The sequence below is a fragment of the Endozoicomonas sp. SESOKO1 genome (genome assembly GCF_024606265.1).
Lineage (GTDB): Bacteria > Pseudomonadota > Gammaproteobacteria > Pseudomonadales > Endozoicomonadaceae > Endozoicomonas.
Window position 1 is genome coordinate 20,351 of sequence record NZ_JAHHPP010000091.1, and the last position, 12,743, is coordinate 33,093.

Genomic DNA, 12,743 nt, shown 5'->3' on the forward strand with positions numbered 1-12,743 from the left:
GATCCTGGGGAATAGTTCACGGGGAAGCCCCTTCTTGAAAAAGTGGCAATATAAAAACAGGCAATGACCCATGAAACCCAAAGCACCTGTCCACACCGACGCACATGCGGACTCATACTATGCCGCTTCACGGAATGTTGAAACCGAATACCCGGTACTGGAAGGCAGCCTGTCCGTTGATGTCTGTGTGGTGGGCGGCGGTTTCTCTGGCGTTGCCACCGCCCTGGAGCTGGCTGAGCGTGGCTTTCGCGTAGCGGTTCTGGAGGCCCGGAAAATCGGTTGGGGGGCAACGGGGCGAAATGGTGGTCAGCTGATTCGGGGGATTGGAGAAGAGCCGGAGCAGTTTCGCCACCAGATCGGAACTGACGGGGTTGAGGCCATCCACCGGATGGGGTTCGAGGCTGTTGAGCTGGTGCGCGAGCGGATTCGGAAATACGGCATTCTGTGTGACTTGAAAATGGGCTATGTGGATGCGGCCATCAAGCCAAAACAGATGGCCGGTATTACGGAAGATTATGAGTCTCTGAAAACACGTCATTATCCCCATGAGCTTCGGCTGTTATCAAAAGATGATATCAAACAATATGTCAACACTGACCGGTATATTGGCGGAATGCTGGACTTGGGCAGTGGTCATCTGCATCCGCTGAATCTCTGTCTGGGTGAGGCACGTGTAGCCGAGGGTTTGGGGGTGCAGTTTTTCGAACATTCGCCGGTGGTGAAAATCCATAAGGGTAACCTGCCCGGGGTTGAAACCGCTAAAGGCTCGGTAACCTGCCAGTTACTGGTATTGGCAGGGAATGCCTACCTGGGAAACCTGGAACCAGAGATTGGCAGGAAAGTGTTACCCGCAGGCAGTTATATCATAGCCACGGAAAAACTGGAGGAAAGGGTCTGGCAAAACCTGATACCACAAGACACGGCGATCTGTGATGTCAGCCTTGCGCTGGATTACTTCCGGCTTTCTGCAGATAAACGACTGTTGTTTGGTGGTATGTGCAATTACTCCGGGCGCGATCCAAAAGATATTGTCGCATCGCTCCGTCCGAAGATGTTGCAGGTCTTTCCTCAGCTGGAAAGCACCGCTATCGACTATCAGTGGGGAGGCATGATCGGGATCGGTGCCAACCGAATGCCCCAGATTGGTCGACTGGGGTCAAACATTTACTTTGCCCAGGCTTATTCCGGTCACGGGGTTAATGCCACCCATATGGCAGGGAGGGTGCTGGCTGAGGCTATTTCCGGTCAGGCAGAACGGTTTGATGTGTTTGCCAATATTCGCCATATGACCTTTCCTGGTGGGCGTTATTTCCGTTCGCCGCTACTGGCTCTTGGAATGCTGTGGTATCGGCTGAAAGAGGTTGTCTAGAACCTATAAAAACATTGCCCACTAAGTGAAATTTTCAAAAACCTTGATGCTATCCGACCATCTTTACTGGCCATTGACAGTCGTTTCGTCCCTTAGCCATTCAAGGTACTCAGTCAGGCCGTTTTCTATGGGTATCTGAATAACCTGCGGCATATCATAGCTGTGTTCAGCTTTCAGGTATTGCTCCAGTGCCTGATAATGCTCATCAGTGGTTTTAATTCGAAGCAGTACTTCCGGGTCTGATTGGACTTCACCGTCCCATCGGTAATAGCTGTGAATTGGACTGCTCTGAACGCAGGCTGCCAGACGCTTTTCGATGATGGCCCTGGCATGGGTGTCGGCTTCCTGTTGATTGGGGCAGGTGGTCAGCACCATGCAGAACCCGGTGGATGGTTTTATGGGCATTTGGCAACCGGTTAACAACATTGCTAATAGCGGAAGGAAAACAGTGTAAGTAACGAGCTTACCAGCCTGGTAATCTATCAGGTTCATGGAGCAGTGGGTAGGGCTTGCCCTTAACAGCAACCACCAGTCGTCGTGCAATCAGGCCCGTTATCAGTGGCTGTCGGCAGACAGTTAAAAGGGCCATAATGGGTTTTTCGATCGCCATGCACGGTAAAGTGTCTGCCATAGCGGGTATCCTGCACCATGGCTGCGGTATTGCCACAGACCAGCATCGGTTTGCCATTGATAAACCGGTGATGGTCGTCCAGTTGGAAAAAGTGAGGGAATTCCGCTACGGTACCGTTGTAAATGGCCACCTGCCCATAGTCTTCACAGATATCTTCAAGGTTATCCAGCTTGAACAACCGGACAGTCAGGGATTGAAAATCGATATTGCCAATTTTCTCCTCGATTTGCTGGTTGGCAATGGTGATCGGGCTGGCAGAAAGCAACCGGTAGTCCGGGTAACCCAGCCCGGTTAACAGACGACGAAAGTCTTCAATATAAAGAGCACCACTAAGGCATTCCCCCATTAGCACCGGGTCGTCTTTTAACGGGGCCGGTATTCGCTGACCGGCAAATACGTCACTGAAAAGCAGTTCACCACCGGGTTTCAGTACCCGGAAAATCTCCCTGAATACCTCTTCCTTATGGGGCGAAAGGTTTATCACGCAGTTGGAAATCACCACATCCATGGAATTGTCTTCTATCCCCGGGGTTTGCAGATCTTCAATATAACCCTGCCTGAAGTCGATATTCGGTTGGTGAAAGCCAAACTTCTCCATCATCGAGGGAATATGCCCGGTGGCCACCATCAATTGTTCATCGGTCATATCAATACCGATAACCTGGCCCTGTTCCCCTACCAGGCTGGCAAGAATATAACTGTCCCTGCCGGTACCGCAGCCAAGATCCAGCACCCGGCATCCTTCTAGGGCCGATGGAATCGGCGATCCGCAGCCATAAAACCGGTCGGTAATGGCCGGGTCGATCTGGTTCAGGATCGCGCGGACGTGGGTTGGCATCGAAAAGGGATCGGAACAGCAGGCGTTGGTTTTAAGATCCTTTGTTCCGCCAAGAATATGGCCATAGTACTCTTTAAGGGTCTGATGATTAGTGGACTGACTATTCATTGTTATCACCTTGTTTACTGTACACGATAGGGGCGTTATTTGTCCGGGACTGTGTTATGTCACTTTTGCCATGTTCCTCGACTGCCGTGTTCTTCATCAGCGGCTCAACAATGCCCATGAAACACAAAGCGGCCATGACTCCCCCGGTAATCGGACCCACGACATATACCGTCAAAAACCCATAATGCTGATCGGGAAACGCGGCGCTAGCCCAGCCAAACAGTGAGGCCAGCAGTCGGGGTGATAAATCCCTGGCCGGGTTGAGTCCTGCCTGGGTCAGTGGCGCAATAATTGAGATAATGGCGGCTACGGTTAAACCGATAAACAGAGGAGCCAGGGCCTGGTCAGGTCGACCAGTGTTGCAGCTTTCGGTCAGGACGAGAATCATAAAAACCAGGGCAAAGGTACCGGTACATTCAGCAAAAAAGGCATTGACTGTGGAAACGGAGGCGACCTGTCCGGCCATCGGGTTGGGGTAATACTCACCAAACATCATGGCACTGACTATGGATGACTCACTGCCACGGACAATGTCATGGGTTAATTCATACTGCAGGATTGAGCCGGAGAAGAGCAGGTAAAGCACAGCGGCTGCCACAAAGGCACCGGCAAACTGGGCAACCAGATAGCAGGGCAGCAGTGTCATGGACATCCGTCGACTGACCACCATGGCAATGCTCACTGCCGGATTAAGGTGGGCACAGGAAAGACGTCGGGTAGCGTAAATCGCCAGTGTGACTGCCAGCCCCCAGACCATGGCCACCTGAAAGAGTCCGGCATGGGCAGAAAATAACACCGTCACGGCCACTGAACCGCAGCCAAATAAAACAAGAATAAAAGTACCTATAAATTCTCCGGCAAAGCCATTCAGATAATTCATTCCGGTCATACTCCTGATGATTCATATCTGGCCGTATGTTAAGCGAGCAAATAGATGTAGCATCTCTGAGCCAATCTGCCGGACGCTATCATCGTGATGACAGTAGCACTGAAAGAATCCCGAACATTGCTCATAAGTCACGACCGAATGTCCAACATGCTAGTTTACTTATTGCCCACCCGGATGATTGATTTGAAATAAAAGACATAATTAGCTGACGATATGAAATCATTCTGACTTCTTGTTCAGTAACTCCCGACAACTGCCGTCAGTAACTGGCGGTAAAACAATTTTGCCCTGTTATCTTGCAGCCTGTATGCTACACACCCCCTCCAGTCAGGCCGTCGTTTTACTTGTATGGCCCTTAATGAGACATTTCCATGACCTTTGCCAACCTCGGGCTTTCTCTTCCGATTCTGCAAGCCGTTACCGAACAGGGCTATGAGCAGCCTTCTCCTATCCAGGCAGAAGCCATACCGGCGGTTCTGGCTGGGCAGGATGTCATGGCAGCGGCTCAGACCGGCACGGGTAAAACCGCCGGTTTTACCTTGCCGATACTGGAGCTGCTCAGTCGTGGCGAGCGGGCAAGGCCCAACCAGGTTCGTGCGCTGGTTCTGACGCCGACCCGTGAGCTGGCAGCCCAGGTGGCAGAGAGTGTTGCCACCTACGGTCGGCATTTGCCAGTACGTTCTTCTGTGGTTTTTGGCGGGGTCAAAATCAACCCGCAAATGATGAATCTGAGACGTGGTGCGGATATCCTTGTGGCCACACCCGGGCGACTTCTGGATCTTTACAACCAGAATGCGGTGAAGTTCAAACACCTGGAAGTGCTGGTTCTGGATGAAGCAGACCGGATGCTGGATATGGGGTTTATTCACGATATTCGTCGTATTCTGGCGCTGTTGCCCCAGCGAAGACAGAATCTGATGTTTTCGGCAACGTTTTCCGATGACATACGACAGCTGGCAAAAACCATTGTTCACCATCCGGTAGAGATTGATGTTTCTCCCCGTAATACAACCGCCAGAACGGTAAGGCAATGTGTGTACCCGGTGGATAAAAGTAAAAAACCGGCACTGCTGACCCGGTTGATTACAGAGAATAACTGGAAACAGGTGCTGGTTTTTACCCGAACCAAGCACGGTGCCAACCGGTTAACCCGTCATCTGGAAGGTAAAGGGATTCTGGCAGCGGCGATTCATGGCAATAAGAGCCAGGGCGCCCGAACCAGGGCCCTGGCTGATTTCAAAAGCAACGACATTACGGCCCTGGTGGCAACGGATATCGCTGCCCGGGGGCTGGATATTGACCAGCTGCCTCAGGTGGTGAACTTCGACCTGCCCAATGTTCCGGAAGATTATGTACATCGTATCGGGCGAACCGGGCGTGCAGGGGCGGATGGCCATGCAGTTTCACTGGTCTGTGCGGATGAGAGCAAGCAACTCCGGGACATTGAACGGTTGATCAATCAGCAGTTACCCAGGGAGATGATCGGCGGGTTTGAGCCGGTTAATGAGGTTCCGGTGACTCAGTTGTCCGGTAAGCCACCGAAGCCTAAAAAACCTAAAAAAGCAAAATCGTCTGGCAGGCCCGGGCAGGATAATGCCAGGGGTGGTAAGGCACCTGAAGGTAAGCAGCAGGCAGGGCCGAGTAAGGAAAGAAGAAGATCCGGGGGAATGGACTCAGGGCGTGTGTTTACTGAAAACCAGCGCAGGCCACGAAGGCGAAAGGTGAACAACCCACAAAGCACTCCTGTTTCTGTATAAATCAATCAGGGGTTATTCGACGTTTCAATCCCTGGTTTGGAAGCCATCAGGTTTAGCCTGTGGCTTCTGTACTCTCTTAATCAAGTCCTAATGACCACCATTCTGGATATGGTTACCACGTCGTTTATCACGAACACACATCTGATTATTATCCATCACCTGAGTTTCAAACAGGTCTACAGCCCTGATCAGATCGCCCAGTTTTTTATAACCGTAATTTCGTGGATCAAAGGAAGCCTGGTTAGCGATAACGGCACCGATCCTTCCAAGGTACGCCCAGCCATCGTCGTCCTGCTCTGTATCGATGGCATTGCGGATCAGGTTCATCAGTTTGGTATCGGCTTTCAATTCATGGCCACTTTTCCTGTCGTTTGCAGCAACCTTCTCAGGATCATCACCGGGTTCATCCAGGTATAGAAAGCGGGAGCAGGCATTAACGAAAGGGGATGGGGCTTTTCGTTCACCAAAGCCGTACACCACTTTACCGGCTGATAGAAGCCGCATGATCAGCGGCGTGAAGTCACTGTCAGAAGAGACAATGCAAAAAGCGTCCATGTTCCTGGTGTAGAGCGTATCCATGGCATCGATGGTCATGGCCATGTCAGTGGCGTTCTTGCCTTTGGTTAAATCAAACTGCTGGATTGGCTGAATCGCGTATTCGTGAAGCTGTTCCTCCCACCCTTTGACCGTGTGACTCTTCCAGTTGCCGTAGGCTCTTCGGATGCTGACGACACCATACTTGGCCATTTCCGAGAGGATCTTCTCAATTTTCCTGGCGGGAGCATTATCTGCATCAATAAAAAGTGCGATCTTCTGCTGGTGGTGCTCTGCCATTGGGATTACCTGTTACATAGTATTCTTTTCTTTGTATAAACAGTGTCCTCTGATTTTCTAAAATTTGCAAAAATACTCGGTCGTATCAATGGTGCAGGAACCTGCATGACACCGGCAATATGAACGATGTCGATTATATTGTCGTGCAGCCTCCCTACCGGGTAAGCACTGGCAGGGCACTGGCCGGTGTTTGGGAACTGGTTGCCAGCTCTTGCCATTGCTCCGGGGTAAGTCGGGTAAGCTCGTTTCTGGCTCTGGTTACAAAATCCTCGTAGGGCCTCTTCTTCATTGAGACAAGATCCTCTTCTGCCGGTTCTCCAACTTTTTTATCATCCACCGGAGCCATGATTAACAATCCACACATTTCAAGAATGCCGTATCTCTGTTTTTCAGGCACATAACGAGGATGTGCATTGGCATGTTGATTTCTGGGGAAAATAAAGGAATGCAGATCGTTATTATTGTCCACCCAATAAGCCACATTGTAGCCGCCTTCTCCGCAGACATTACTGTTGCTCAGGTATTTCAGAATCTTATTAAAGGTGTGTTCAAATTCAGCAGGATTCTCACCGGTGATATGTATTCCAGAAAAATGTTCAGTATTATTGGCCTGGTCACCTGTCATCCAGCGGGCTATGGTCTTACCATGCTGTATTTCCGGCAACTCCGCATCCAAAGATAGTTTTCCATCATCCAGCGCTTTTCGCAGGGGCAATCTCTCCCGCATTCCATGGATATGCAGGTGCTGCTGTGAATTCCCCCGGAAGCCACTATGGGCAAACGTGTAGGCCGGACCCATGCCTTTTGCCAAATCAAAGAGCTCTGAACTTTTTTCAAATATCTTACCCTGACCCAGATGATCTGTCGGTTTTATCAGCCAGCATTCGGGGCTGTAAGGTCTGAAATTAGAGATGATGGTAAAGCTCTTAAAGTGGATATTCAGTAGCCTGATATTGTTATTGCACAATGCACACGGCTTTCTTGGCAGGCTCTGCCCTTTTTTATTTTCAAACTCTCTCTGAAAGGATTCATTAAATTTGTAAAGCCTGTCAGGAAAAGATCTGAATTTCAGGTATGTGTTGCCTTGTACACGGCCATACTCATGGTGTAACTGATTATAAAGGGTACACTGTGCCTGACGAGCCATTATCTTCAACCATCGGATATTTTCACCCGGGTCGACAGTCGTTTTGATTCTGGCTGAATCGACTGCCTTAACATGCATGCCTATAAATTTGGAAATTTCCGGATACTCGCTCTTTTCCAGGGCGCCGGAGTAATCTGTCTTCGGTAACAGTAAGAATTGAGCGGCGTTCATGTCCACCTTCTTGTTGATTTACTATGAAAATACATCTCAATCAGGTTATGAGACCATGTTCCTGCATTGGGAGAACTGCATTGTTATCACAGCTGTTTTGGCGTCAGACCCATAAACAGATTTGAAGGCTTCCTGTTGGATCCCATCTCGGTTTCCATGAATCAGCCTTATACCCACTTTGGACGAATCGGCAGTATGCTACCAGTTTAACAAAATAATAACCTTTCAGAAGTATCTGATATACAGGAGCGCCATTCCTCAACGGCTTTTAACAGATGCTTGTAGAGTTCCTGATGTTTATCACTCTTTAAATATGCACTGAAGGCTTCAAGTGAAGCTAATGCGATAGCTGTTTTTTCGAGAGCTTCTCGAATCTGTTTCCGCTGCTCTTCAGCTGTCCTGATATCGTCTTTTGTGTGATGACTTGATATAAATGGATCTTGTTGTTTCCTTTCACAATCATTTAGTTTTTCTGCGAGAAAAATCTGAAATTCCCGGACTTTTTGTATTGATGGACTTAAAGCTTCTCTGGCAATATCTGGACTCCAGACGTCTGATTTATACCTGTATTTACGTATGGTATTTTGAATTTCTTTAACTAATACCGGTACTCTCTCTTTTACGGTGGTTCCGGAATATGTATTGCCTTTTATTGCAAAGAGCCTTGTCAAAAAAGGCATGGGGAATTTCAAAACAGAGGTTAAGGGCTGCCAGGCAGGAGCGTCCCCAACGTCTTCAGGGTGGCCTTGCATTTTTTTTGATTTCATTGCAGATTTTAATGATAGCTCCCTGGCCTTTTCTATCAAGATAATCAAGGCATTTTGAGCATCAGAGAATTTTGGCTTGCTGCCAGAATTACTTATGTTGTCCTTGAAGCATGATTTCTGTATTCCACAGTGGCGACGACATGCGTCATATAGTCGGCTGAGTTCGTCTTGAGCTGCGATTACTTCAGCGCGCCTTTTATGATAGCTGGTTTCACTATTGTCTTCGAGAATAATTGTAAACCCTGAACCTGGAACCAGCCTTTGTTCCTCTTCCTCAAGCACTGATTTGATGACTTCTTCGAGTTCCGGGATGCCTGTTTTTTTAAATAAATTTCCCTTATCCATCCTGGAGAGTTTACTGTCTACAGAAGAAGATAAAGATGTACTCTTTCTCTTACTCCTTCTGGGTGGAATTACCACTTCATCATTATCAGCAAGTTCCTGATCTTTTGGATTATGCTTCTGTTTTATCCACTTTTGAGGGCAGGGTGTATCACCATACCAACGATAATACATGTAGTCAGAATTTATCTTTGCTTCTGCGTTGGCTATTTTATCCGCATAATCAAGACGTGCAGCGATGGCCTCAATATGAAACCGGGTTAAATTCAATGGTGAGGAAGGAGCATCTGTATCCGGGTTGTGAAAGGCTGTTTTTAATTTTCTAAGCTCACAAATCCAGCGGTAAAGAACCGGATCTTTATCGTTGATAAGATTGTCGTTAAGTTGCCCTCTATCGATGTTTATTTCTGAATGCCGGAAGTTCCAATAAGCCAGTGTTGCTGTTGATGCTGGAATGTCAGGAATTATTTCAGCTTCTTTCATCCATTTTGGGCAAAAATCACCAGAATAATTCTGTGCATCGCGGTTTTCATGGTCTTGATCAAATAAGGAGCTGTTTTCAGGGCTGGGAATCCAGTAACCGGATTGATAACTTTGTTCTATATGATTAAGCTCTCTTCCGATATCATTTAATAAATCAAACTTTCCCCCAGTCAATATCAGGTTTATCGTTTTTTCAACCTTGATTCTATCTCGATCTGAAAAACCATTTTCAGTCATATTGTGATCAATGTTTTTTAAAAATACAATCAATCTGTTGTAGAAAACTCCCTGGCCATTAAGTATTTTGACAATGTTGTTATTGATGGTACAGTGTTTTTGAATTTTTTTTAATTCGTATTTTAGATTTTTTGGTAAGTTGTTTAAATATAATTCTGCAATTGATTTATTATGATTGTGGTGTTTTTTGATTGTTTTGAATTCAGTAATGGCTTTTCTATTATATTTTCTTTCGGTTTCTGGTAAATATTGTTTGATTTCTTCTTGTTTTGTATTGATTTGAATTATTTCAGATGTTGAATAATTTGTTGCAGGCGATGGTGGTATTGATGGTAATGTCATGGTTTAATTAAGAGATTATCCGGTTTATTATATGAGTTTTGTATGAAATTAGATGCTTTCGTTTATAAATAGTTCCATGGTTCTATAAAAAACAGTGAAATTCAGTAATCTAATAAGTGATAGCTACATGCTGAATAGATTCAGTATGTAGCTATCAATACTATCGGCAGTCTATTCTCGGTCAGCCTCTCAGGCAAACTGCTTTGGGTTTTTACCCGTCATATGTTGATAAAATTCCTGTATTTTTTCCAAGTCTGACTCATAGTTCCCTGTAGTAAAGAACATGGGGCCAAAGCCGCCAACCTTTTTTTTATAATCCAGGAGATTTTCATGCGAAAACAGAAGGCAAAGGCAATGGTCAGAAAAAAGTCCCAGTTACTGGTATGGGGAGCCGCGATAATAACGTACTTCCGGGCATTTGGCCGCTGGCCTTCAAGCTTCCAGCCGAACAGCTTCAGGCCAAGGTGAGATAAGAGGCGAAAACAGCCGTTAACGATAGGCGTATCAAAAATCGTATGACGCATTATTATTATTGAAACCTGATCTATATAAATAGCCCCGCTATTATGCACCGGGGCTATCGTGATGCGCTACCCTTTCGTCAGCGCGCTTTTTTTCAATACACAATTAATGTGGGCTGAGTTGTGGGCTTAATTGTGAGAGTGCAGCTCATCATTCAGCTCAATAGCTGATTTGTTGGTGAGGCACTCCAGAGCTCCGGTCAGGGAGTTTCTGCGGAACAGCAGATCGGACTTGCCGGAGAGTTCTCCTGCCTTAACCACGTCAACGACATTTTTCTGATCATCCAGAACCTGAACCTTGCTGGCAGCCGTCAGATAAAGGCCGGCTTCGATAATGCAGCGGTCACCCAGTGGAATGCCCAGGCCGGCATTGGCGCCGATGAGGCAGTTTTCACCGACGGAGATAACAATGTTATTGCCGCCGGAAAGGGTCCCCATGGTGCTGCAGCCACCACCAAGATCCGAGCCTTCGCCAACCATGACGCCAGCAGAAACACGGCCTTCAACCATGCTCTTGCCTTCAGTACCGGCGTTGAAGTTGATAAAGCCTTCATGCATGACGGTGGTGCCCTCACCAACATAAGCGCCCAGACGCACCCGGGCAGTATGGGCAATACGGACACCGGCAGGCACAACGTAGTCGGTCATTTTCGGGAATTTATCCACGGAGTTGACACTCAGAGCCCGGCCTTCTGTACGGGCCTTCAGCTGGCGGGCTGGCAGTTCTTCCAGGTCAATTGCGCCGTCACTGGTCCAGGCGACATTAGGTAACAGTGGGAAAATGCCCTGGAGGTCAGTGCCGTGTGGTTTTACCAGACGATGTGACAGCAGGTGCAGCTTGAGATAAGCCTCGGGTGTGCTGGTGGGAGCCTCGTCGGTTTCCAGAATAGTGATGACACGGGGCTGTTCACTTTCTTCCAGGCTGCGGGTGATGGTGGCCAGTTCCGTTTGCTCGATATCGACAAACAGGTCTTCCAATGCGTGCAGGGTTTTGCTGTCAAGCTCAATAAACGTATTGCCACCATCGTAACCAACCAGTTTGGCAATACTCTCCAGCAGTTCTGGTGCCGGGTTGAGGATAGGCTTTGGGTAGAAGACTTCCAGCCACTGGTCTTTCCGGTTTTTGCTGCCAACACCAATGGCCAGGCTGAAATGCGGCTTACTCATTATCATTCCTTCAATTAATTAAAGCGTCTGTTATAAAAGCAAGTTGCTGTATTGTTCTTCACAAAAGCCCAGCAACCTATGGCTACCCGCATCCAGTAAAGGGCGCTTGATCATGGCGGGTTGCTCCAGCATCAGGGTAATGGCCCGCTCGGCATTAATGGCTGACTTTTCGGCTTCAGGAAGCTTCCGCCAGGTGGTTCCACGACGGTTTAACAGAGCCTCCCAGCCCAGTTCATCAGCCCACTGTTCAAGCAATTTTTTCTGCAGGCCATCTTTCCTGTAGTCATGAAAGTGGTATTCAATACCAGCACCTTCCAGCCAGCGGCGTGCTTTCTTTATTGTGTCGCAGTTTGGTATGCCGTATAAGGTGACCACCTTGCCTCCTGTTGTAAAATAAATCTTGATGCCATAAGCAATTACGATGCGCTGAACGAAATGAGGCTGAGACGCCCAGTAATAGTCGCGAAAAGTGAGCAAAGCTTACACGTTTCTGGAGGTGTTTGCCTAGTCGGATAACGGCTCTTACCTTGACTCTCCATCCCTGCCGATTTCATCAGCAAGTACTGTTCTTAACCGTTCGATACGACGGCGATTGGTACCAAAATCATAATAGCCAACGCGAGAGGATGAGCGGACATCGACAGAGCCACCCGCACGAATAATCAGTATCAGGTCGTCCTTGAATTTCAGCCAGGGGGTGGTGAACACGGTAATAATGATCTGGTCATTGCTGCTGATAATCTCTGCATTGGGCCAGTTCTGCAAAGTGGCCATCAGTTTTTCCTTGATCTGTGAGGTATCCGACTGATGAAAGGAGAGGGGAGCAATATTCTGTTTGCCAGAAGCGAGGCTGCTGACACAGTTTGGGCTTTGTGGGCAGGTAAGTTCCGGGACGTCAGCGTGTAGCCAATGGCTGGAAAATAATAAAAGTAAAGGCAGGATGCAGTGCGCGAATTTATTCACTGTTCTTGGTTCCTTGCAGGTGTTGGTTGGCTATATTCACGATGGGTCCCTCTTTGAACAGGGAAGTGTTGAGTGTGTTGAAAAGTTCGCTTTCTGTAAAGTCACTGGCAATATAAATACCATAATCAGCAAGCCGATATAGTCAACAGAGCAGGGAAGATGATGGTTTTCAGCAGA

General features: G+C 47.9%; 12 protein-coding genes. 3 read left to right on the forward strand and 9 right to left on the reverse strand.

Annotation, left to right across the window (positions count from 1 at the left end; all coding sequences use genetic code 11):
- Positions 1 to 70: 70 nt before the first annotated feature.
- Positions 71 to 1,369, forward strand: coding sequence for an FAD-binding oxidoreductase (locus KDK13_RS04915; protein ID WP_257283824.1), 1,299 nt, complete (start codon positions 71 to 73; stop codon positions 1,367 to 1,369).
- Between the two features lie 63 nt (positions 1,370 to 1,432).
- On the opposite strand, the gene cutA is transcribed toward KDK13_RS04915, so the two are convergent.
- From cutA to KDK13_RS04930, 3 genes are all read right to left on the reverse strand, one after another.
- Entirely contained in the window at positions 1,433 to 1,774 is a 342-nt protein-coding gene (gene cutA, locus KDK13_RS04920) for a divalent-cation tolerance protein CutA (RefSeq protein ID WP_257283825.1), read from the reverse strand.
- A 110-nt stretch (positions 1,775 to 1,884) separates the two neighbouring features.
- Entirely contained in the window at positions 1,885 to 2,946 is a 1,062-nt protein-coding gene (locus KDK13_RS04925; RefSeq protein WP_257283826.1) for a methyltransferase domain-containing protein, read from the reverse strand.
- The gene (locus KDK13_RS04930) at positions 2,939 to 3,826 is read right to left on the reverse strand and encodes an MIP/aquaporin family protein (protein WP_257283827.1); all 888 of its coding nucleotides are present in this window, start codon (positions 3,824 to 3,826) and stop codon (positions 2,939 to 2,941) included. The genes KDK13_RS04925 and KDK13_RS04930 overlap by 8 nt, the downstream gene beginning before the upstream one ends.
- Positions 3,827 to 4,206: 380 nt before the next feature.
- On the opposite strand from KDK13_RS04930, the gene KDK13_RS04935 reads away from it, so the two are divergent.
- Positions 4,207 to 5,592, forward strand: a complete 1,386-nt coding sequence (locus KDK13_RS04935; RefSeq protein WP_257283828.1) for a DEAD/DEAH box helicase — start codon at positions 4,207 to 4,209, stop codon at positions 5,590 to 5,592.
- A gap of 87 nt (positions 5,593 to 5,679) precedes the next feature.
- Here the strand turns inward: KDK13_RS04935 and KDK13_RS04940 are convergent, their stop codons facing one another.
- The 3 genes from KDK13_RS04940 to KDK13_RS04950 all read right to left on the reverse strand — a co-directional run bounded on the left by KDK13_RS04940 (position 5,680) and on the right by KDK13_RS04950 (position 9,915).
- A complete protein-coding gene (locus tag KDK13_RS04940; protein WP_257283829.1) occupies positions 5,680 to 6,426 on the reverse strand; it encodes an NYN domain-containing protein in 747 nt (248 codons plus the stop codon).
- A gap of 154 nt (positions 6,427 to 6,580) precedes the next feature.
- Positions 6,581 to 7,744, reverse strand: a complete 1,164-nt coding sequence (locus KDK13_RS04945) for a hypothetical protein (RefSeq protein ID WP_257283830.1) — start codon at positions 7,742 to 7,744, stop codon at positions 6,581 to 6,583.
- Positions 7,745 to 7,950: 206 nt separating this feature from the next.
- Positions 7,951 to 9,915 carry a hypothetical protein gene (locus KDK13_RS04950; protein WP_257283831.1) on the reverse strand — a complete coding sequence of 655 codons (1,965 nt, stop codon included), beginning with the start codon at positions 9,913 to 9,915 and terminating at the stop codon, positions 7,951 to 7,953.
- Between the two features lie 330 nt (positions 9,916 to 10,245).
- Between KDK13_RS04950 and KDK13_RS04955 the strand changes: the two genes are divergently transcribed.
- Positions 10,246 to 10,383 (forward strand): hypothetical protein, encoded by a 138-nt coding sequence (locus tag KDK13_RS04955; protein ID WP_257283832.1) that lies wholly within the window; start codon positions 10,246 to 10,248, stop codon positions 10,381 to 10,383.
- A gap of 182 nt (positions 10,384 to 10,565) precedes the next feature.
- On the opposite strand, the gene dapD is transcribed toward KDK13_RS04955, so the two are convergent.
- Genes dapD through KDK13_RS04970 form a run of 3 tightly spaced genes read right to left on the reverse strand, consistent with a single transcriptional unit; the run spans position 10,566 to position 12,566 of the window.
- Positions 10,566 to 11,603 (reverse strand): 2,3,4,5-tetrahydropyridine-2,6-dicarboxylate N-succinyltransferase, encoded by a 1,038-nt coding sequence (gene dapD / locus KDK13_RS04960; protein WP_257283833.1) that lies wholly within the window; start codon positions 11,601 to 11,603, stop codon positions 10,566 to 10,568.
- Between the two features lie 30 nt (positions 11,604 to 11,633).
- The gene (locus KDK13_RS04965; RefSeq protein ID WP_306671000.1) at positions 11,634 to 12,080 is read right to left on the reverse strand and encodes an ArsC family reductase; all 447 of its coding nucleotides are present in this window, start codon (positions 12,078 to 12,080) and stop codon (positions 11,634 to 11,636) included.
- 45 nt (positions 12,081 to 12,125) lie between these two features.
- Positions 12,126 to 12,566 (reverse strand): DUF1499 domain-containing protein, encoded by a 441-nt coding sequence (locus tag KDK13_RS04970; RefSeq protein ID WP_257283834.1) that lies wholly within the window; start codon positions 12,564 to 12,566, stop codon positions 12,126 to 12,128.
- Between the last annotated feature and the right edge of the window lie 177 nt (positions 12,567 to 12,743).